The 19,119-nt window shown below is 60.9% G+C and carries 20 protein-coding genes and 1 pseudogene; 13 read left to right on the top strand and 8 right to left on the bottom strand.

Annotation, left to right across the window (positions count from 1 at the left end; all coding sequences use genetic code 11):
• The first annotated feature begins 26 nt into the window (after positions 1-26).
• The 6 genes from BQ9846_RS10335 (at position 27) to BQ9846_RS10310 (ending at position 7,137) form a co-directional block, all read left to right on the top strand.
• Positions 27-2,702, top strand: coding sequence for a [protein-PII] uridylyltransferase (locus BQ9846_RS10335; RefSeq protein WP_075880883.1), 2,676 nt, complete (start codon positions 27-29; stop codon positions 2,700-2,702).
• 106 nt (positions 2,703-2,808) lie between these two features.
• Positions 2,809-4,005, top strand: a complete 1,197-nt coding sequence (dapC, locus tag BQ9846_RS10330) for a succinyldiaminopimelate transaminase (protein WP_075880882.1) — start codon at positions 2,809-2,811, stop codon at positions 4,003-4,005.
• Positions 4,006-4,094: 89 nt separating this feature from the next.
• Complete coding sequence (locus BQ9846_RS10325) at positions 4,095-4,436, top strand: Spx/MgsR family RNA polymerase-binding regulatory protein (protein ID WP_075880881.1); 342 nt, start codon at positions 4,095-4,097, stop codon at positions 4,434-4,436.
• A 115-nt stretch (positions 4,437-4,551) separates the two neighbouring features.
• On the top strand, positions 4,552-5,577 hold the full coding sequence (gene dapD / locus BQ9846_RS10320) for a 2,3,4,5-tetrahydropyridine-2,6-dicarboxylate N-succinyltransferase (RefSeq protein ID WP_075880880.1): 1,026 nt from the start codon (positions 4,552-4,554) through the stop codon (positions 5,575-5,577).
• The gene (gene dapE / locus BQ9846_RS10315; RefSeq protein ID WP_075880879.1) at positions 5,564-6,751 is read left to right on the top strand and encodes a succinyl-diaminopimelate desuccinylase; all 1,188 of its coding nucleotides are present in this window, start codon (positions 5,564-5,566) and stop codon (positions 6,749-6,751) included. Before dapD ends, dapE begins: the two co-directional genes overlap by 14 nt.
• Complete coding sequence (locus BQ9846_RS10310; RefSeq protein WP_210433185.1) at positions 6,751-7,137, top strand: hypothetical protein; 387 nt, start codon at positions 6,751-6,753, stop codon at positions 7,135-7,137. Before dapE ends, BQ9846_RS10310 begins: the two co-directional genes overlap by 1 nt.
• Positions 7,138-7,251: 114 nt before the next feature.
• Here the strand turns inward: BQ9846_RS10310 and BQ9846_RS17155 are convergent, their stop codons facing one another.
• The gene (locus BQ9846_RS17155) at positions 7,252-7,809 is read right to left on the bottom strand and encodes a cold shock domain-containing protein (RefSeq protein ID WP_075880877.1); all 558 of its coding nucleotides are present in this window, start codon (positions 7,807-7,809) and stop codon (positions 7,252-7,254) included.
• Positions 7,810-7,944: 135 nt separating this feature from the next.
• Between BQ9846_RS17155 and BQ9846_RS10300 the strand changes: the two genes are divergently transcribed.
• Positions 7,945-8,193, top strand: a complete 249-nt coding sequence (locus tag BQ9846_RS10300) for a SlyX family protein (protein ID WP_075880876.1) — start codon at positions 7,945-7,947, stop codon at positions 8,191-8,193.
• A 15-nt stretch (positions 8,194-8,208) separates the two neighbouring features.
• Here the strand turns inward: BQ9846_RS10300 and ald are convergent.
• A pseudogene (gene ald, locus BQ9846_RS10295) lies at positions 8,209-9,358 on the bottom strand (alanine dehydrogenase).
• Between ald and BQ9846_RS16785 the strand changes: the two are divergent.
• Positions 9,266-9,466: a hypothetical protein gene (locus BQ9846_RS16785; RefSeq protein WP_165697900.1), complete on the top strand. Its 201-nt coding sequence runs from the start codon at positions 9,266-9,268 to the stop codon at positions 9,464-9,466. The pseudogene ald and the gene BQ9846_RS16785 overlap by 93 nt on opposite strands.
• 78 nt (positions 9,467-9,544) lie before the next feature.
• On the opposite strand, the gene BQ9846_RS10290 is transcribed toward BQ9846_RS16785, so the two are convergent.
• The 5 genes from BQ9846_RS10290 to radC form a co-directional block, all read right to left on the bottom strand.
• Positions 9,545-10,735, bottom strand: a complete 1,191-nt coding sequence (locus BQ9846_RS10290; RefSeq protein ID WP_075880875.1) for a class I SAM-dependent rRNA methyltransferase — start codon at positions 10,733-10,735, stop codon at positions 9,545-9,547.
• A 37-nt stretch (positions 10,736-10,772) separates the two neighbouring features.
• Positions 10,773-11,600: a bifunctional DNA-formamidopyrimidine glycosylase/DNA-(apurinic or apyrimidinic site) lyase gene (gene mutM, locus BQ9846_RS10285; protein WP_075880874.1), complete on the bottom strand. Its 828-nt coding sequence runs from the start codon at positions 11,598-11,600 to the stop codon at positions 10,773-10,775.
• 127 nt (positions 11,601-11,727) lie between these two features.
• The gene (gene rpmG, locus BQ9846_RS10280; protein ID WP_009098622.1) at positions 11,728-11,883 is read right to left on the bottom strand and encodes a 50S ribosomal protein L33; all 156 of its coding nucleotides are present in this window, start codon (positions 11,881-11,883) and stop codon (positions 11,728-11,730) included.
• Between the two features lie 43 nt (positions 11,884-11,926).
• The gene (gene rpmB / locus BQ9846_RS10275) at positions 11,927-12,163 is read right to left on the bottom strand and encodes a 50S ribosomal protein L28 (protein WP_075880873.1); all 237 of its coding nucleotides are present in this window, start codon (positions 12,161-12,163) and stop codon (positions 11,927-11,929) included.
• 296 nt (positions 12,164-12,459) lie between these two features.
• Positions 12,460-13,134: a RadC family protein gene (gene radC / locus BQ9846_RS10270; RefSeq protein WP_075880872.1), complete on the bottom strand. Its 675-nt coding sequence runs from the start codon at positions 13,132-13,134 to the stop codon at positions 12,460-12,462.
• Between the two features lie 144 nt (positions 13,135-13,278).
• Here radC and coaBC point away from each other — a divergent pair, with 144 nt between their 5' ends.
• The 5 genes from coaBC to slmA all read left to right on the top strand — a co-directional run bounded on the left by coaBC (position 13,279) and on the right by slmA (position 18,027).
• A complete protein-coding gene (coaBC, locus tag BQ9846_RS10265) occupies positions 13,279-14,505 on the top strand; it encodes a bifunctional phosphopantothenoylcysteine decarboxylase/phosphopantothenate--cysteine ligase CoaBC (RefSeq protein ID WP_075880871.1) in 1,227 nt (408 codons plus the stop codon).
• A 25-nt stretch (positions 14,506-14,530) separates the two neighbouring features.
• The gene (dut, locus tag BQ9846_RS10260; RefSeq protein WP_075880870.1) at positions 14,531-14,995 is read left to right on the top strand and encodes a dUTP diphosphatase; all 465 of its coding nucleotides are present in this window, start codon (positions 14,531-14,533) and stop codon (positions 14,993-14,995) included.
• A 54-nt stretch (positions 14,996-15,049) separates the two neighbouring features.
• Entirely contained in the window at positions 15,050-16,438 is a 1,389-nt protein-coding gene (locus BQ9846_RS10255; RefSeq protein WP_075880869.1) for a phosphomannomutase/phosphoglucomutase, read from the top strand.
• Between the two features lie 62 nt (positions 16,439-16,500).
• On the top strand, positions 16,501-17,400 hold the full coding sequence (gene argB / locus BQ9846_RS10250; protein ID WP_075880868.1) for an acetylglutamate kinase: 900 nt from the start codon (positions 16,501-16,503) through the stop codon (positions 17,398-17,400).
• A gap of 18 nt (positions 17,401-17,418) precedes the next feature.
• Entirely contained in the window at positions 17,419-18,027 is a 609-nt protein-coding gene (slmA, locus tag BQ9846_RS10245) for a nucleoid occlusion factor SlmA (protein ID WP_075880867.1), read from the top strand.
• A gap of 52 nt (positions 18,028-18,079) precedes the next feature.
• Here slmA and rpoH read toward each other — a convergent pair whose 3' ends face one another.
• The gene (gene rpoH / locus BQ9846_RS10240) at positions 18,080-18,949 is read right to left on the bottom strand and encodes an RNA polymerase sigma factor RpoH (protein ID WP_075880866.1); all 870 of its coding nucleotides are present in this window, start codon (positions 18,947-18,949) and stop codon (positions 18,080-18,082) included.
• Positions 18,950-19,119: the final 170 nt, after the last annotated feature.

Below are 19,119 nucleotides of genomic sequence, written 5' to 3'. Positions count from 1 at the left end.
CCAAACGCACAACTTTCAGGCGGCCCATGCTACTTCACCACTACCGGTTCGAGCCGGATACGTCGCTTCTTGATCTCGAGACCTTTCGCGATGAACTCGCCGGCTCACGCTCGCCGGTCGTCCCGTTCAAAGCGGCCCTTCGGGATCTACAAGCAGGGCTCGACGCGAAATTTCGCGCCGGCGCGGATATCCGCGACCTGGTGCGCGGGCGCGCCTGGTACCTTGATCAGTTCTTAGCGATCGCCTGGGCGCAGCATGCGTGGCCTGATGATGGTGTCGCTCTGGTGGCCGTCGGCGGGTACGGGCGGGGCGAGCTGCATCCACATTCGGATATCGACCTGCTACTGCTGCTGGAGCACGACGACGATACGCCCTATCGCGAACCGCTTACCGCCTTTATTACCTTTTTGTGGGATATTGGCCTGGAGATAGGCCACAGCGTGCGCTCACTCAATGACTGCGAGCGCGAGGCCGACGCCGATGTGACGGTGATCACCAATCTGCTCGAATCGCGCCTGATTGCCGGGCCAAAACGCCTGCGTGAGGCCATGCGCGAACGCCTCAGCCCCGAGCGGCTATGGCCGGCGGATCGCTTCTTCGAGGCCAAATGGCAAGAGCAAATCGCCCGCCACTACCGCTACAACAACTCCGAGTACCACTTAGAGCCCAACCTCAAAAGCTCCCCTGGCGGCCTGCGTGATATCCAGATGATCGGCTGGGTCGCCAAGCGCCACTTTGATACCGAACACTATATCGATATCGTCGCCAACGGTTTCATGAACGATGCGGAGCTGCGCATTTTAAGCCAGGGCCAAGCGTTTTTATGGCAGGTGCGCTACGCCCTGCACATGCTCACCGGGCGCGCGGAGGACCGGTTACTGTTTGACCATCAGCGCACCATTGCCGAGATGTTCGGCTTTCGCGATACGCCCGAGCGGCTCGCGGTGGAGCAGTTCATGAAGCGTTACTACCGCCATGTCACCGCCCTTGCGCAGCTCAACGATATGCTGCTGCAGCACTTTGACGAAGTGATTTTGCGCGGCCAAGAGTCGCTGGAGACGGTCAAACTCAACGAGCGCTTTGAGACCAAGGGCGGCTACATTCAAGTGCGCTCGCGCACGCTCTTTCGCGATAAACCCTCGGCGATGCTGGAACTTTTCCTGCTCATGGCGCAGCACCCCGAGATCGAGGGCGTGCGCGCGGACACCATCCGCCTGATTCGCGACCACCGCCACCAAATCGACGATCACTACCGCGACGACCCGCTCCACCAGCGTCTGTTCATGGCGCTGTTACGCTCATCGGGCAACGTGCCGCGCCAGCTACGGCGTATGAACCGTTACGGTATTCTGGGCAAATACCTGCCCGAGTTTGGTCGCGCGGTGGGGTTGATGCAGCACGACCTGTTCCACATCTACACGGTCGATGCCCACACCCTGCGGCTACTCAAATTTCTGCACGGCTTTCGCAACCCCGAGGCCAAGGATGAGTTCCCGGTCGCCGCCGCACTGATATCGCAGCTACCCAAGCTCGACCTTCTCTGGATCGCCGGCCTCTTTCATGACGTGGGCAAGGGCCGCGGAGGCGACCACTCGCTGATCGGCGCTGAAGACGTCGAGCAGTTCTGCAAGCGCCACCGAGTCTCCACCCACGACACCAACCTGGTCCGCTGGCTGGTGGAGCAGCACCTATTGATGTCCATGACCGCACAAAAGCGCGATATTACCGACCCCGACGTGATCCGCGATTTCGCCCTCGCCGTGCGCAGCGAAACGCGCTTGGACTACCTTTACGTGCTCACCGTGGCCGACATTAACGCCACCAACCCGACGCTCTGGAACGGCTGGCGGGCGTCGCTGTTGCGCCAACTCCACACCGAAACCAAGCGCGCACTGCGCCGCGGCCTAAAAAACCCGCCCGACCGCGAAGACTGGGTGCGCGAAACCCGCATGGAGGCGCGCTCGCTACTGCAGACCATGGGCATTGTCGCCGAGCATATCGACCCGCTGTGGGATTCGCTCGGCGAGGATTACTTCCTGCAGTACGCCCCCAGCGAAATCGCCTGGCAGACCCAGGGTATCCTGGGTCATACCGATACCCACCTACCGCTGGTGCTGATCAGCGCGCCCACCGACGACATGGCCGAAGGCGGCACCAAAGTGTTTATCCACACCCGCTCGGTGGATGACCTTTTCGCCGCCACCGCCGCCGCCATGGAGCAGCTGGGGCTTTCGATCCACGACGCACGCATCGCCACCTCAAACAACAACTGGACGCTTAACACCTTTATCGTGCTCGACAGCCAAGGCCAGGCGATCAGCGACCCAGAGCGCATCGAGGAGATGCGTCGCCACTTGGTCGAGGAGCTCGACGACCCCGAAGACTACCCGGATATCGTCTCCCGCCATACGCCGCGCCAGCTCAAGCACTTCAAAGTGCCCACCGACGTGCTGATCGAGCAGGACCCGGCCAACGAGCGCACCATGCTTGAACTCAGCGCCCCAGACCGCCCCGGCCTTTTGGCCCGCGTCGGGCGTATTTTCATGGAGCAGGGCATCGCTCTTTCGGCGGCCAAGATCGCCACCTTGGGCGAGCGGGTGGAGGACGTCTTTTTCATCACCACCAAAGCAGGCGAACCCCTGACCGATCCGGAGCGTCAGCAGCAGCTGCGCGAGCGCTTGACGGAAGTGTTGAGCGTCTAATTGAGCCCGGCTCATTTGAGCCTACCCAAGGGCTTGCCTATAATCGGCGGCCATACGCCGATAACGCTGCCGCCTCGGCACCCTGGACACGCACTCTGGACTCCCGATGAACCCCGATCTCGACGCCCTGCACCCCTACCCGTTCGAAAAATTGGCCGCGCTCAAGGCCAAGCTTATCGCGCCGACGGATCTCGACCCTATCCCGCTGACCATTGGCGAGCCGCAGCACGCGCCTTTCGCCGCCGCGCTCAAGAAGCTGCACGCCCATCAGGCCGAGTTTGCCCGCTACCCGGCCACCGCCGGCCTGCCCGGGCTGCGCCAAACCATCGCCAACTGGGCCAGCGCGCGCTTCTCCCTGCAGGCATTGGACGCGGAGACCCAAGTGCTCCCGGTCAACGGCACCCGCGAAGCGATTTTTGCCTTCGTCCAGGCGGCGCTCGACCAAACGCGCCCGGCGAAAGTCGCGGTTCCCAACCCCTTCTATCAGATCTACGAAGGGGCCACGCTGCTCGCCGGGGGCGAGCCGCTCTATCTCGACTGCACGGCGGAGAACGGCTTTCGCCCCAATTTCTCCGCGGTGCCCGCCGACACCTGGCGCGAGGTGCAGATCGTGTTTGTCTGCTCGCCGGGCAACCCCACCGGGGCAGTCACACCGGTTGAGGAGTTCAAACAGCTGATTAAGCTCGCCGATGAGTTCGATTTCATCATCGCCTCCGATGAGTGCTACTCCGAGCTCTACTTGGATGAGGCTCACCCGCCACCCGGGCTCTTGCAAGCCTGCGCCGAGCTTAATCGCCACGACTATCAGCGCTGCCTGGTGTTTCATTCGCTCTCCAAGCGCTCCAACCTGCCGGGGCTGCGCTCGGGCTTTGTCGCCGGCGACGCCGCGCTTATCGCGCCCTTCAAGCGCTACCGCACTTATCACGGTTGCGCGATGTCACTGCCACTGCAGCACGCTTCTATCGCCGCTTGGCAAGATGAAGCCCACGTACGCGCCAATCGCGAGGCCTACCGGGAGAAGTTCGCCGCCGTGACACAGGAACTTGCGCCGGTGCTGGATTTCCCCACCCCGGAGGCTAGCTTTTATCTCTGGCCGGCGGTGCCGGGCGGCGACGATATCGCTTTCACCCAGCGTCTGTTTGAGCAAGCGCACGTCAGCGTTCTACCCGGCAGCCTCATGGGGAGCGTCGGCACAAGCGGGGTAAACCCCGGCTCGGGTCGGCTACGACTGGCCTTGGTGGCCGAGCTCGCTCCCACCCTTGAAGCCGCGCAGCGAATACGCCGCGTGATCGAGCGAGGCTAATCGAGGCAGCCACCTTGCCACATCGTTCACGCTTTAACGCAGAACCGTCTTGAATCAAGTTTTCCGTCTGATTAAGAAAAGGAGGTCGTATGCTCACGCTTTACCTGATCCACAACTGCGATACCTGCCGTAAAGCACGAAAGGCATTGGACGCAAAAGGCATGCCCTTTAAGACACACGACCTGCGCAAAGACGGGCTCTCGGCACCGCTTCTGGAACATATTCTTAACCGTGTTCCGCTGGTGGAGGCGATCAATAAACGCAGCAAAACGTGGCGCGAGCTTTCTGAAGAAGAGAAGGACTTCGACGCCAACTCAGGCCGCGAACTGCTGCTGAAACATCCGACGCTGCTAAAGCGACCGCTTTTAGAGCTCAACGACGGCACTATCATCGTTGGCTACCAAGACGGCGATTACGACAAGCTCGCTTGATTCGCCCTCTCGCGTTAGCACTTTTGCTTTAACACTTTTGCTTCAACACTTTCGCGTTACCGGCACCCATGATTGACGGGCACTGACCTACCGACTGACTAAAAGGATCCTCTTTATGCTGAGCTTTGCGCTTGGAATTGGCACCCAAAACACCCAAGGCGACTGGCTGGAAATTTATTACCCGGCGCCGCTTTTGAATCCCGATGACAGCCTGGTCAAGGCAGCCAAAGAGGCGCTCGACGCCCCCGAAGGCAATGCCGCGATCAGTTTCTTGCCGGAAGACTGCACGCGCCTGGCGAAAGCCCTGGAAGCCGCTGGGCATACTGCCCAAGCGGAGCTTGCCGAGTCGTTTTCGGCCAGCCAGCGCCCGCTGGTGGCGATGTTTTTGGACAGCGACCAGCCGCCGCAAACCGCACCGGAGGTGTATCTCAAGCTGCACCTGCTCTCGCACCGGCTGGTCAAACCCCATGGGCTGGATCTCACCGGCATGTTCGGCCTGCTGCGTAATATCGCCTGGACCAACGAAGGCGCCATCGACATCGAAGAGCTGCCCGCACGCCGCCTGAAAGCGCGCCTGGCGGGGCGCACGCTGTCGGTCGACTGCGTCGACAAATTCCCCAAGATGACCGATTACGTGGTGCCCCAAGGCATTCGCATCGGCGACACCGCCCGGGTGCGCCTGGGCGCCTATCTGGGCGAAGGCACCACCGTGATGCACGAAGGCTTTGTCAACTTCAATGCTGGCACCGAAGGCCCTGGCATGATCGAAGGGCGTATCTCCGCCGGCGTTATGGTGGGCAAAGGCTCGGATCTCGGCGGCGGCTGCTCCACCATGGGCACACTCTCCGGCGGCGGCAACATCGTCATCAAAGTGGGCGAAGGCTGCTTGATCGGTGCCAATGCGGGTATCGGCATTCCGCTGGGCGATCGCTGCACCGTGGAAGCGGGCCTCTATCTCACCGCCGGCGCCAAAGTCACGCTGCTGGACGACCAGAACCAGGAGGTCAACACCGTGGCCGCGCGCGAATTGGCCGGCCAGGATGACCTACTGCTGCGTCGTAACTCGCAAAACGGCCGCATCGAGTGCTTGACCAACAAAAGCGCCGTGGCGCTCAACGAGGCGCTGCATGCCCATAACTGAGCCTGACACGACCCTCTCTCCGACGCTGAAACTCGCCTTTGACCTGTTGCGCCGCCCCTCGGTGACGCCGGACGATGAAGGCTGCCAAGACATCATGATCGAGCGCCTGGAGGCGCTCGATTTTCACGTCGAGCGCCTGCCGTTTGGCGACGTGGATAACTTTTGGGCGGTACGCGGCCATCACGGGCCGGTGCTGGCCTTTGCCGGGCACACCGATGTCGTGCCAAGCGGTCCGCCCACGCGCTGGGAGTACCCGCCTTTTGAGCCTTGCATCGACGATCACGGCATGCTGTGCGGGCGCGGCGCGGCGGACATGAAAGGCAGCCTCGCGGCGATGGTCACGGCGGTGGAGCGCTTTGTCGGCGAACATCCCAACCACGATGGCCGGATCGCGTTTTTGATCACCTCCGACGAAGAGGGTCCGGCGGTGGATGGCACGCGCGCGGTGGTCGAGCATCTGCGTGAAGCCCACGACCGCCTGGATTACTGCATCGTCGGCGAGCCCTCATCGACGTCACGGCTTGGCGACGTGATCAAAAACGGGCGCCGCGGCTCGCTGGGGGGCGTTTTGCATATCAAGGGTATCCAGGGGCACGTGGCCTACCCGCACCTGGCGCGTAACCCCATTCACCAGGCCATGCCCGCCCTGGATGCGCTGACTAATGAGCACTGGGATCACGGCAACGACTTCTTCCCCGCGACGAGCTTTCAGATCTCCAATGTTCGCGCGGGCACCGGCGCGACCAACGTGATTCCCGGTGAAGTGGAAGTGGTGTTTAACTTTCGTTTCTCCACCGAAGTCACCCACGAGCAACTCAAGGCGCGCACCCACGCGATCCTGGATGCCCATGGGCTGGAGTATGACCTGGACTGGACGCTTAACGGCGAGCCGTTTTTAACCGCCGAGGGGGCACTGATCGACGCCGCGACCCAAGGGGTCGAAGCGGTCACCGGCGAGCGCCCCGCGCTCTCCACCTCGGGCGGCACCTCGGATGGACGCTTTATCGCTACCCTGGGCGCGCAGGTGGTGGAGCTTGGCCCGCTCAACGACACCATTCACAAGGTTAACGAGCGCGTGCGCGCGGCGGACCTGGACGAGTTGAGCCGCATTTATGAGGCGACGCTCAAGGCGCTGTTTGTCGAAAGCCCTACCCGCCGCACGGAGCGCACATAATGGAGCGCTATCCCGATATCGAAATCTACTTGGCGCGCGCACCGCTTGAGGCGCTCAATACGTGGCTGGCTCAAACGCTGGATGCGTCGCCGCTCACCCCCGCCGGCAAAGGCAAGTGGCGCACTCAAGGTCATTTTTATGGCCACCGCGTGCCGGTGCTACTGGTCGAGAACGCCGCCGATGGCTTTGCCAGCCTGTGGCTAGATAGCGCTGAAACGCCGTGGCAAACCGATCAGGAGGCGGCACAGCACGCGGCACAAGCGCTACAAGTCGAAGTGCGCTGCTCGCTTGGCGGCTGGCACCCCGGTGACGACCCCGACCGTTTTTGGCAAGTGCTACCAGACGGGGAGGAGCGCGCCATCAACTGGCCCGACTCCGGGCGCTGAATCCCGCCCTCTCTTTTTTTACACACGCAGGCCCAAACGTCATCAACCCCGCCGAGGCGGGGTTGATGAGATTGCTACAGAGCTACAGTGTTGGTTAGCCGCGAGAAGGTGGCACTATTCGATAATACTGACGTCGTCCGCCTGCAAACCGCGCTCATTTTTGATCACGTAGTAACGCACGATCTGCCCCTCCGTTAACATTCGCGGCCCACGGCCCCGGATCGCGCGAAAGTGAACAAACACATCTTCGCCGTTATCGCGGGTAATAAAGCCGTAGCCCTTATTGGTGTTAAACCACTTCACTTCGCCCTCTTCGCGGCCATCGTTGGGGTCGATGATATCCTCCTCCTCTTCCCAATCATCCTCCTCGTCTTGGGTCGGGGTTGAGGCCGCAGGCTGGCGCGGCGCTGGCTTGGTGCGGGCGATCTCGGGCGTTACCACCACCGGCGGCGCCAGACCAGCGGCGGCCAGCGTGCCCACGCACAACACGATAAAGCTCGCAAACGCCACGGCAAAGTAAGTGCCGGCGATGCCGCTAATGGCAAGCTCCGCCATCAGCGACGCCGCCAGGGAGGCATTAAATAGGTGAACGATCCCCGCCAGTAACAGCGGTGCGGGGGCGGCAAGTAAAAGACTGATTAGGATGCATCGAACAACAACTTTCGGGTTCATGGATACAAAAAGCTCTCTTGTTGTATGGGTAACAGACACAGGACAATACCTCGTCCTACCGACCGCTGCCATTACGCGGCGGCCCTCCTACACATGTGACGACTTTTCACACGCTTACAAGGTTGCGATGTTACCATGACCCAAACATTATCGCCCGCCGAGCTATTCCAACGTTTTGAAATGTTGGAAACCCATCTCGCTTATCAAGAGCACTGGCTGGATACGCTGGATCATGCGGTGGCGCAACAAGAGCGCCGCCTGGAAAAACTCGAACAGATCAGCGCCTTAATGCGCGAACGCCTGCGCGAACAGCATCAAACCCTACAACAAAGCGACAGCGCGGCGACACCCCGCCCTGAAGACGATGTGCCGCCGCACTATTGAATGCTAGCCTGTCGTTTAACCGACCACGCTCGCCGGGTCGACGCTCTCCAAACCGAAGGCGTCGGCCACCGCTTGATACGTCACCTGGCCGTTGTGAACATTGAGCCCCGGCAAGAAATGGGCGTCATCCTTCAGCGCCTGCTTCCAGCCTTTATCGGCCAACGCCAGCACAAACGGCAGCGTGGCGTTGGTCAACCCTTGGGTGGAGGTGCGCGCCACCGCCCCCGGCATGTTGGCCACGCAGTAGTGGACGATGCCGTCAACGATATAGGTCGGCTCGGCATGGGTGGTGGGCTTGCTGGTTTCAAAGCAGCCGCCCTGGTCAATCGCCACGTCCACCAGCACGCTACCCGGCTTCATATCGCCGAGCATCTTGCGGGTGATCAGTTTGGGCGCTGCGGCACCAGGGATCAGTACCGCGCCGATCACCATGTCGGATTCGCGCGCGGCGCTATCGAGCGCATCGGCGGTGGAGTAGACCGTTTTGATCCGCCCTTGATAACGGTCATCCAGCACTTCCAGCCGCGCGAGTGATTTATCCAGAATGGTGACATCGGCGCCCAACCCTAGCGCCATGCGCGCCGCGTTTTCGCCCACCACGCCACCGCCGATCACGGTCACGTTGCCCGGCGCGACGCCCGGCACACCGGGAAGCAGCACACCCGCGCCGCCTTGGGCTTTCTCCAGGCTGTGGGCGCCGGCCTGTACCGCCATACGCCCGGCAACGGTGCTCATCGGCGCCAGCAGCGGCAAGCCACCGCGGGCGTCGGTGACGGTTTCATAGGCGATACAGGTGGCACCGCTCTCCATCAAACCGCGCGTCAGCGACTCCTCGGCGGCCAAGTGCAGATAAGTAAACAGGGTGTGCTCTGGGGTAAGCCGCGCCACTTCGTCAGGCTGCGGCTCTTTGACTTTTAGTATGAGTTCGGCGCTTTGCCATAGGGCGTCCACGTCGGCTTCAATGCGCGCCCCGGCGGCCTCGAAATCGGCATCGCGAAAGCCCGCGCCCTCGCCGGCGCTGGCTTGCACGAATACACGTCGAGATGTGTATAAGGGACGGCACGACCACCTCGTGGCCACGCCCGGTCAGCTCGCGCGCGCCGGTCGGGGTGAGGGCGACGCGATATTCGTGATTTTTGATCTCTTTGGGAACGGCGATGCGCATGGAATTCTCCTCATGGAACGGCTTGTTATGGATGGTGTCGCTGTTATTACAGCACACCAGAAAGCCATTCCCATCCCCCTTACAACAAAACAAAAAAAACGCCGGTGAAGGCGTTTTCTAGGAGAAAAATCATATTATTACGCCGCAAGCACGAAAAATTATCCTTCGCGCCTGCGGCATTTAGGCTTAATCGCGGAACACACGCACGCCCAGTGCTTTTAGGTACGCCGTTTCCGGGATCGCCGGATGCACCGGGTGATCGCCCCCCTGATGGCCCTGGAAAATCACCTGGCCATGGCGGTCCTGATGGCGTACCGCGCCACGCACCACCTCCATCAAGCGCTCCGGCGCCAAGTGCATGGAGCACGACGCCGAGAGCAACAGACCGTCGCGGCCAAGCAGGCGCATCGCTTCACGGTTCAAGCGGGCGTAGGCGCGCTCGCCGTTAGGGATATCCTTGCGCTTTTTGATAAACGCCGGCGGGTCGAGGATCACCACATCGAACGCCTCACCGTCGGCTTTCAGCGCTGCCAGCGCCTCGAAGGCATCGCCTTCGCCGATCGCGATCTGCTCGTGCAGGCCGTTAAGCTCGGCATTGCGCGCCACTTGCGCAAGCGCCGGGCCAGAACTATCCACGCACAGCACGCTCGACGCCCCGCTGGCCGCCGCCTGCACCCCCCAACCGCCGACGTAGCTGAACACATCCAGCACGCGTTTACCCGCCACTTGGCGGTTGAGCCATTCGCGGTTCGCGCGGTGGTCGAAGAACCAGCCGGTCTTTTGCCCGTCGAGTACCGGCACCGCAAAGCGGACCCCGTTCTCTTCGATCAGCACCTCATCGGGCAGCGTGCCTTTGGCCACCTCCACATGCGCTTCTAAGCCTTCCTGGCGGCGCCCCCCCGTGTCGTTACGAAAGACGATGACGCCCGGCTTGAGTACTTTTTCCAGCGCATCGACGATCTCATCGCTAAGCGCCTGCATCCCTGCGGTATTAAGCTGTACCACCAGCACATCGCCAAAACGGTCGATCACAAGCCCCGGCAGAAGGTCGCCTTCGCCGTGTATCAAGCGGTAAAACGGCTTGTCGAAGAGCCGCTGCCGCAGCGCCAGCGCCTGATTAAAGCGGTGGACAAACAGCGAACGGTCTAAGCGCATCGCCGGGTCCCGGGACATCACCCGCGCGCAGATCAACGAGTGCGGGTTGACGTAGGCCACACCCAGCGCCTTACCGTTCGATGCCTCGACGATGGCCGCTTCACCGCCGGTGAAGTTTTTAAGCGGCGTCTCCTGGGTATCCACCTCGTTGGAGTAGATCCAGAGATGCCCCGCTTTCAAGCGGCGGTCGGCGTTTTTATTCAGTCGCAGGCGTTGGGTCACGATTCTCTCCAAAAAACGGTAATGCCGGGATAGCGGTTTAACGCTGACACCGGGGGCAGTAAACGCTCGCACGCTGGCCAAGCGTAATGCGCTTTAACTCACCGCCACAGCGCCGGCACGGCTGGCCATGGCGACCATAAACATTCAGGCGTTGGGCAAAATAGCCCGGCTCGCCCTGACCACTGACAAAGTCGCGCAGGGTGGTACCGCCTTGGGTTATCGCCGCCGCCAGCACCTCGCGAGCGGCCGCGGCCAAGCGTTCGTAGCGCTCAAGCGAAATGCGCCCGGCGGCGCGACGGGGGTCAATGCCCGCCATAAAAAGCGCCTCGGACGCATAGATATTGCCCACGCCCACGACCACTTGGTTATCCATCAAAAACGGTTTGACCGCCATGCGCTTGCCGCGTGACAGCCGATAGAGACGCTCCCCGGTAAACGCGCCGGATAGCGGCTCCGGACCCAAACGCGCCAAGCGCGGATCGCGCTGTTCATCGCCTTGCAGCCAGTCCACAAAGCCAAAGCGGCGCGGGTCGTGGTAACGCAAAATATGCGCGTTGGCCAGCACCAGATCAATATGATCGTGCTTTTTGGGCAAATCCCCCACCCGAGCGATACGCAGGCTGCCCGACATGCCCAGGTGCCACAAAAGCGTTGGCTCTTGCTGCTCGCCCTCGACGGGCAGGAGCAGGTATTTGGCGCGTCGACGCAGCGTGCCGATGCGCTCGCCGATCAACCGCTCGGGGAGCTCCTTAGGCACCGGCACCCGCAGCCGCTGCTGGCGCACGATCACCTCGGTCACTTCCTGGCCTTCCACGTAGGGCGCAATACCGCGCCGCGTGGTTTCAACTTCGGGCAATTCGGGCATGATGACTCACTTAGCCAGCGCCCTGCAGAGGAAGGCGCTGTAGGCATCGACATGCAAAAACCCGGCCTTAGCCGGGTTTTATCGGCAGGCTAACTCGCCTGCGGTGAAAGCCGATCAGCGTAATCGCTTACTTGATCTTGGCTTCCTTATAGATCACGTGCTTGCGAACCACCGGATCGTACTTTTTAAATTCGAACTTATCCGGGGTGTTACGCTTGTTCTTATCAGTGGTGTAGAAGTGGCCGGTACCGGCGCTGGACACCAACTTGATCTTATCGCGCATGATTTCACTCTCCCAGTGTGTTGCTGCCGTGGATGGCGCTGTCTTAGATGGCTTCGCCGCGCTTGCGGATGTCAGCCAGAACCGTTTCGATACCTTTCTTGTCGATGATGCGCATGCCCTTGGAGGAGACGCGCAGCTTGACGAAGCGGTTTTCGGCTTCTACCCAAAAACGATGGGTGTGCAGGTTCGGCAAGAAGCGACGACGCGTCTTACGCTGAGAGTGAGATACATTGTTACCGGATACCGGGCGCTTGCCGGTAACCTGACATACTTTGGACATGAGAGCCTCCAACCGCTTGGCGAGTTGTTCAAAACTGTCGGGCAAACCGGAGCAGGGAGGCAGTTGACGCGATTGCACCGCCTGACGTTTCCCAAGCCCGTTATTCAACCCAAGTTAAAGGTGGCACTTTATACCAGAGGACCCGATGAGCGGCAAGTTAAACCGCCTCAAAAGAGCAAAAATACGCCTATTCGCCCCATTTGATCGCAGTATCCTGAGGCAAAGGCCGGAAAAATACGGGAAGTCGCGCGACGCTGACGCCACTGACAGCCCGCTATGTTCCCATAAGTCGACCACTATATCCAGCCGCGCTCGGCAAACGACACCACATCGCCGTCACCGACCACAAAGTGGTCCAGCACCCGAATATCAAAAAGCCCTAGCGCCTCTTTTAAGCGCTCGGTAATGCGCCGGTCGGCATCGCTGGGCTCGGCGACGCCGGAGGGGTGGTTGTGGGCCAGGATCATTGCCCCGGCGCCAAGCTCCAGCGCCCTTTTAGCGACCTCGCGCGGATAGACCGAGGCGCTATCCAGCGTGCCGCGAAACAGCGACTCATAGCGAATGATGCGGTGCTGGGTATCCAGAAACAGCACCGCAAACTCCTCGTGCCCGAGATGGCGCATCTGTGAGGTCAAGTAGTGGCGTACCAGCGCGGGTGAGGTCAGCGCATTGCCCCGCGCCAACTGGCTGGCCAAATGGCGGCGGGAAAGCTCAAGCGTGGCTTGCAGCTGGGCAAACTTGGCGCTACCCAAGCCTCTGGCGGCACAGAACGCGTCTTGATCGGCCTCCAGCAGCGCGCGCAAACCGCCAAAGCTTGAGAGCAGATCCCGCGCCAGATCCACCGCGGAGCGCCCCTTTACGCCGACGCGTAAAAAAATGGCTAACAGTTCGGCATCCGAAAGCGCCTGCGCGCCCATGGTCAAAAGCTTCTCCCGCGGCCGCTCGCCTTCGGGCCAGTGATTAATTCCCATAACGCTCTCCCTGCTACGTTAACGTTCCCTTTCTATTGCCCGCTTCCGATCTAGCTTAGGCCTGCCAAGGGATGCGCGCCAGTGGTATGGTAGCGCCTTTGAGTTACTCTCTGCCCAAAGACCGACACTTAGGGATCACCTGCCATGGCTCTATTGACGGGAAAACGCGTGCTGCTTGGCGTTAGCGCCGGGATTGCCGCCTACAAAAGCGCGCTGATTATCCGCTTGCTCAAACAGGCGGGGTGCGAGGTGCGCGTGGTCATGACCGAGGGTGCTCAGGCGTTTATCACGCCGATGACGCTGCAAGCGCTCTCCGGTGAGGCGGTACGCACCTCCCTTTTAGACCCTGACGCCGAAGCGGGGATGGGGCATATCGAACTCGCCCGCTGGGCCGATGTGGTGTTGATTGCCCCGGCAACGGCGGATCTTATCGCGCGCCTCGCCCACGGCATGGCCGATGATCTGCTCACCACGCTCTGCCTTGCCAGTGAAGCGCCAAAGCTGATCGCCCCGGCGATGAATCAAGCCATGTGGCGCCACCCCGCCTCGCAGCGCAATATCGCCCTACTGGAACAGGACGGCTGGCAGCCCATTGGCCCCGACGCCGGCGATCAGGCCTGCGGCGATGTCGGCCCCGGGCGCATGAGCGAGCCGGAAGCCATCGTGGAGGCCGTTTTCAATCAGCTAACACCGCAAGTGTCACCGCAAAACGCCGTGCATGTCGTCATCACCGCCGGCCCCACTCGCGAGCCGCTTGACCCCGTGCGCTATCTCTCCAATCACAGCTCGGGGAAGATGGGGTTTGCGCTTGCCGCGGCGGCCGCGGCAAGCGGCGCCAAGGTCACACTGATCAGCGGCCCGGTGAGCTTACCTACGCCAAAAGGCGTTAAGCGCATCGACGTAGAGTCCGCCGAGGAGATGAATAGCCAAGCGCAGCGCTTAGCCCCGACGGCGGCGCTGTTCATCGGCTGCGCCGCCGTCGCCGATTACCGCGCCGAATCGGCCTCGGCGCATAAGATCAAAAAGCGCGACGATAGCGATACGCTCACCCTGACGCTGATCAAGAACCCCGATATCATCGCGGGCATCGCGGCCTTACCCGCCGGCAAGCGCCCGTTCGTGGTCGGGTTTGCCGCCGAAACGCAGGATGTCGAGCACTACGCTCACGACAAACTCACGCGCAAGGGGCTCGATATGATCGTGGCCAACGACGTCTCTGTCGCGGGGCTCGGCTTTGGCAGCGACGACAACGCCGCATGGCTCTTGTGGCGCACCCCAAAGGGTACGGAAAGCGAGCATCAGCCGACCCAATCCAAGCAAGCGCTGGCCAACGCGATTATCCAGCGCGCGCTTATGCTCTTAACGTCTTAATGACTATAGTGTGAGGAACACCATCATGACCGCCCGGCCGCACCCTAGGCTTCAGTGCAAAATACTCGACGAACGCCTGCGTGATCACCTGCCCACTTACGCCACCGACGGCTCAGCGGGGATGGATCTGCGTGCGCTGCTCGATGCACCGCTCACCCTGGCACCCGGCGAGTGCGAACTGGTGCGCACGGGGCTTGCCATCCATATCCAAGACCCAACGCTTGCGGGGATGATTCTGCCCCGCTCGGGGCTTGGGCATAAACACGGCATCGTTCTCGGCAACCTGGTGGGCTTGATCGATTCGGACTACCAAGGAGAGCTGATGGTGTCGGTCTGGAACCGCGGCCAGCGGACGTTCACCCTTGAGCCGTTTGAGCGCTTGGCCCAGTACGTGCTGGTACCCGTGGTGCAGGCCGAGCTTGAGGTCGTCGAGCAGTTTGACGATAGCCTGCGCGGCAGCGGCGGTTTCGGCAGCACCGGTACGGCATAAATCACCTAGCGCACTGTTTATACCTTACTTTTTACCGCTTTAACGAGGAAGCACATGACGACCACCACCCCCCCGGCCTCTATTTTCCGCGCTTACGATATCCGCGGCATCGTCGACGATACCTTGACCGAAACCGGCGTCGAGCAGATCGGTCGCGCCATCGGCAGTGAAGCCGCCGCACGCGGGGAGTCCACCGTGGTGGTCGCCCGTGACGGACGCCTCTCCGGCGAGCGTTTGCAAGAAGCGCTGATTCGCGGCCTCACCGCTGCCGGGCAAAACGTCATCAATATTGGCATGGTACCCACCCCGGTGCTCTATTTTGCCACCCACGTGCTCGACGGCACCGCTTCGGGCGTCATGGTGACCGGCAGCCACAACCCGCCCGATTACAACGGCTTTAAAATCGTGCTGGGCGGCGAAACGCTCTCGGGGGAGGCAATTACCGCGCTACATCAACGCATCCAAGAGAACGACCTGGCAAGCGGCGAAGGCACGGTGCGCGAAGAGGACGTGCGCGACGCCTACCTTGAGCGCATTACCGGCGATATCAACGTCAGCCGTCCACTCAAGGCGGTGGTCGACTGCGGCAATGGCGTGGCGGGCGAGCTCGGCCCTCAACTGATCGAGCGTTTGGGCGTGGAAACCCTTCCCCTTTTTGCCGACATCGACGGCACCTTTCCCAATCACCACCCGGACCCCGGCAAGCCGGAGAACCTCAAAGACCTGATCGCGAAAGTGCGTGAGAGCGGCGCCGATATCGGCCTTGCCTTTGATGGCGACGGTGACCGCCTAGGGGTGATTACCCCGAGCGGCAAGCTGATCTACCCAGATCACCTCTTGATGGCATTCGCCACCGACATGCTCTCGCGCAACCCCGGCGCCAAGGTGATCTTCGACGTCAAATGCACCGGCAACCTCATCTCCGTGATCGAGCAAGCCGGGGGCGAGCCCGAAATGTGGCGCACCGGCCACTCGCTTATCAAAGCGCGGATGAAAGAGACCGACGCCCAACTTGCCGGCGAGATGAGCGGGCATATTTTCTTCAAGGAGCGCTGGTACGGCTTCGACGACGGCCTTTACGCCGCCGCCCGCTTGGTCGAGATCTTGGCCAAGCAGCAAGACGACGCCGATGCCTACTTCCAAAGCTTCCCGCTGGATGTCGGCACGCCGGAAATCAATATCAATGTCACCGACGAGAACAAATTCACCCTGGTCGAGAAACTTGCTCGCGAGGGGGAGTTCGGCGAAGGTATCAAAACCACGCTAGATGGCATTCGCGTTGATTACCCGGACGGCTGGGGACTGTGCCGCGCCTCTAACACCACGCCGGTGCTGGTGCTGCGCTTTGAGGGTAAAAACGCCGAGGCGCTCGCGCGCATTCAAACGCGTTTTGCCCAAGCCCTCGCCCAAGTCGACCCAGGCCTCTCGCTGCCGCAGATGTAAAAAGCGCAACACATAAAAACCTAAAAACGTTCAAGACGCCTTTATTTAGCAAGGGAAACGCAATGAGTTCAGCCAATCGCGACCCGCAGGTCGTTGTGGAGGTGCTTTCCGAAGCCCTCCCCTACATCCAGCAATTCTCCGGAAAAACCGTGGTGGTGAAATACGGCGGCAACGCCATGACCGAAGATACCCTGATTAACTCCTTCGCGCGCAATATCGTGCTGATGAAGGAGGTGGGCATCAACCCGGTGGTGGTGCATGGCGGCGGGCCGCAAATCGGCGAGCTGTTAAGCAAACTCAACATTGAATCGCGCTTTGTTAATGGCATGCGCGTCACCGATGCCGAGACCATGGACGTGGTGGAAATGGTGCTGGGCGGATTGGTGAACAAAAGCATCGTTAACCTGATTAACCAGAGCGGCGGCAAAGCCATCGGCCTGACCGGCAAGGACGGCGGCCAAATTCGTGCCCGCCAGCTCAAGGTGGAGCACAAGACGCCCGAAATGACCGCGCCGGAGATTATCGATATCGGCCATGTCGGCGAAGTCGAAGCTATCTCCACCGATTTGATCGAAATGCTCGCTGCCCGCGACTTTATTCCCGTTATCGCCCCTATCGGCGTGGATGAAACAGGCAGCAGCTTTAACATCAACGCCGATCTGGTCGCCGGCAAAATCGCCGAAGCGCTAAACGCCGAAAAGCTGATGCTGTTGACCAACGTGGCTGGCTTGATGAACGCAGAAGGCGACGTCCTAACCGGTCTCACCACGGCGCAAGTCGATGCGCTGATTGCCGATGGCACGATTCACGGCGGCATGCTGCCGAAGATTCGCTGCGCCCTTGATGCGGTCAAAGGCGGTGTCAACAGCGCGCATATTATTGACGGGCGCGTTCCTCACGCCGTGCTGCTTGAGATCTTCACCAATGCCGGGGTAGGCACGCTGATCACGGATGCAGATTAACCGCTAAGGGAGGTGGCCATGAGCGATTCACAAAAACCGCATCGCCGTGAGCAGATTCTACAAGCACTGGCATTGATGCTGGAGGAGGATAGCGGCAAGCGCATCACCACCGCCGCCCTTGCGCGTCAAGTGGGGGTATCGGAAGCGGCGCTGTATCGCCACTTCCCTAGCAAAGCGCGCATGTTTGAGGGGCTGATCGACTTTATCGAAGAGAGCCTGTTTGCTCGTATCACGCGGATTCTCGAGGACGTACCCGATGCCCTTGGCCGCTGCGGCACCCTTCTCACGCTGGTGCTGGGTTTCGCGGAAAAAAACCCCGGGCTTGCCCGCGTGATGCACGGGGACGTGCTCACCGGCGAAACAGCGAGGCTTCGACAGCGCGTGCATCAGCTCTTTGAACGTTTGGAAATGCAGTTAAAACAGGTGCTGCGCGAAGCTGAGCTCAACGAAGGCCGGCGCCCGACGATTACCGCCTCCGCCGCGGCCAATCTGCTCATCGCGCAAGCGGAGGGGCGTATCGCCCAGTACGTTCGCAGTGACTTCAAGCGCTTGCCGACCGAGCACTGGGAGGATCAGTGGTCGCTTCTGGCGGAGCCGCTTCTGCGCGATGTTCCCCAGCCAGCTTAAAACACAAAAACCGGCTCCCTGAGCCGGTTTTTTAGGTCGCTCACGCGGCACTTTAGGCCGCGAAGGCGTCGTCGCCAATTTTCTGGCGCAGCTTTTTCATCGCGTTTTTTTCCAGCTGACGGATCCGCTCCGCGCTGACACCGTAAACATCGGCGAGATCGTGCAGGGTCGCTTTGCACTCGGCAAGCCAGCGGCGTTTGAGGATATCCCGCGAGCGCTCGTCAAGGCTCTCCAAGGCCGACTGCAAGCGGCGCGTGGCGTCCTGCTCGTAGTCGCTATCCTCTAGCTGTGTGGCGGGGTCGGCGGCCGCATCGTCAAGATAGTGCACCGGCGCCTGGTAGACGCTCTCTTCATCGTCGCTTGGCGAGGCATCAAAGCCTGCATCGAACGACGACAGCCGCCCTTCCATATCGCGCACCACCTCGGGTTTAACGTCGAGGTCTTTAGCGATGGCGTTGACTTCGTCGTTGTTCAGCCACGCCAGGCGCTTTTTCGCGCTGCGCAGGTTAAAGAACAGCTTACGCTGGGCCTTGGTGGTGGCGATTTTCACAATCCGCCAGTTACGCAGCACAAACTCGTGGATTTCCGCTTTGATCCAGTGTACCGCAAACGACACTAGCCGAACCCCTTGATTGGGGTCAAAGCGCTTGACGGCCTTCATCAATCCAACGTTACCCTCTTGGATCAGGTCCGCTTGCTGCAGGCCGTAACCGGAGTAACTGCGCGCAATGTGCACGACAAAACGCAGGTGTGAAAGGACAAGCCGACGGGCGGCCTCCAAGTCACCCTCATCGTACAGGCGAAATGCTAAATCGCGCTCTTCTTGCGCGCTCAGCACGGAAATACTGTTAACCGCTTGAATATAGCCGCCCAGGTCGTGGCCTGGTGAAAGCTGCCCCACCGGTAGAAGACTGTTGCTCATGTGCAGGTGGTCTCCCTGATAACCCCATCGTGGTTGACTAGATAAATAGACACTGACTGCCAGGAAAGGTTCGCTAAAGCGGCCATGATAGCCTTCCCTAACCCACCCCATTGTCATGCATTGATCAGCAAATAAGGATCGGCAAATCAGAAAACGCTTTACGACACCAA

Source organism: Vreelandella massiliensis (assembly GCF_900155385.1).
In the GTDB taxonomy this organism is placed as follows: Bacteria; Pseudomonadota; Gammaproteobacteria; order Pseudomonadales; family Halomonadaceae; genus Vreelandella; species Vreelandella massiliensis.
Note: the sequence above shows the minus strand (reverse complement) of the source record. Positions and strands in the feature narration are given on the sequence as shown.

What these genes read in the sequence shown, in the direction of transcription:
- rpoH (WP_075880866.1), bottom strand. Translation starts at nt 18,949, where the DNA reads ATGAGCAACAGTCTTCTACCGGTGGGGCAGCTTTCACCAGGCCACGAC.
- BQ9846_RS17155 (WP_075880877.1), bottom strand. Translation starts at nt 7,809, where the DNA reads ATGAACCCGAAAGTTGTTGTTCGATGCATCCTAATCAGTCTTTTACTT.
- BQ9846_RS10310 (WP_210433185.1), top strand. Translation starts at nt 6,751, where the DNA reads ATGGAGCGCTATCCCGATATCGAAATCTACTTGGCGCGCGCACCGCTT.
- coaBC (WP_075880871.1), top strand. Translation starts at nt 13,279, where the DNA reads ATGGCTCTATTGACGGGAAAACGCGTGCTGCTTGGCGTTAGCGCCGGG.
- BQ9846_RS10325 (WP_075880881.1), top strand. Translation starts at nt 4,095, where the DNA reads ATGCTCACGCTTTACCTGATCCACAACTGCGATACCTGCCGTAAAGCA.
- BQ9846_RS10335 (WP_075880883.1), top strand. Translation starts at nt 27, where the DNA reads ATGCTACTTCACCACTACCGGTTCGAGCCGGATACGTCGCTTCTTGAT.
- radC (WP_075880872.1), bottom strand. Translation starts at nt 13,134, where the DNA reads ATGGGAATTAATCACTGGCCCGAAGGCGAGCGGCCGCGGGAGAAGCTT.
- BQ9846_RS10300 (WP_075880876.1), top strand. Translation starts at nt 7,945, where the DNA reads ATGACCCAAACATTATCGCCCGCCGAGCTATTCCAACGTTTTGAAATG.
- mutM (WP_075880874.1), bottom strand. Translation starts at nt 11,600, where the DNA reads ATGCCCGAATTGCCCGAAGTTGAAACCACGCGGCGCGGTATTGCGCCC.
- slmA (WP_075880867.1), top strand. Translation starts at nt 17,419, where the DNA reads ATGAGCGATTCACAAAAACCGCATCGCCGTGAGCAGATTCTACAAGCA.
- dut (WP_075880870.1), top strand. Translation starts at nt 14,531, where the DNA reads ATGACCGCCCGGCCGCACCCTAGGCTTCAGTGCAAAATACTCGACGAA.
- BQ9846_RS10255 (WP_075880869.1), top strand. Translation starts at nt 15,050, where the DNA reads ATGACGACCACCACCCCCCCGGCCTCTATTTTCCGCGCTTACGATATC.
- rpmG (WP_009098622.1), bottom strand. Translation starts at nt 11,883, where the DNA reads ATGCGCGATAAGATCAAGTTGGTGTCCAGCGCCGGTACCGGCCACTTC.
- dapE (WP_075880879.1), top strand. Translation starts at nt 5,564, where the DNA reads ATGCCCATAACTGAGCCTGACACGACCCTCTCTCCGACGCTGAAACTC.
- rpmB (WP_075880873.1), bottom strand. Translation starts at nt 12,163, where the DNA reads ATGTCCAAAGTATGTCAGGTTACCGGCAAGCGCCCGGTATCCGGTAAC.
- dapC (WP_075880882.1), top strand. Translation starts at nt 2,809, where the DNA reads ATGAACCCCGATCTCGACGCCCTGCACCCCTACCCGTTCGAAAAATTG.
- dapD (WP_075880880.1), top strand. Translation starts at nt 4,552, where the DNA reads ATGCTGAGCTTTGCGCTTGGAATTGGCACCCAAAACACCCAAGGCGAC.
- argB (WP_075880868.1), top strand. Translation starts at nt 16,501, where the DNA reads ATGAGTTCAGCCAATCGCGACCCGCAGGTCGTTGTGGAGGTGCTTTCC.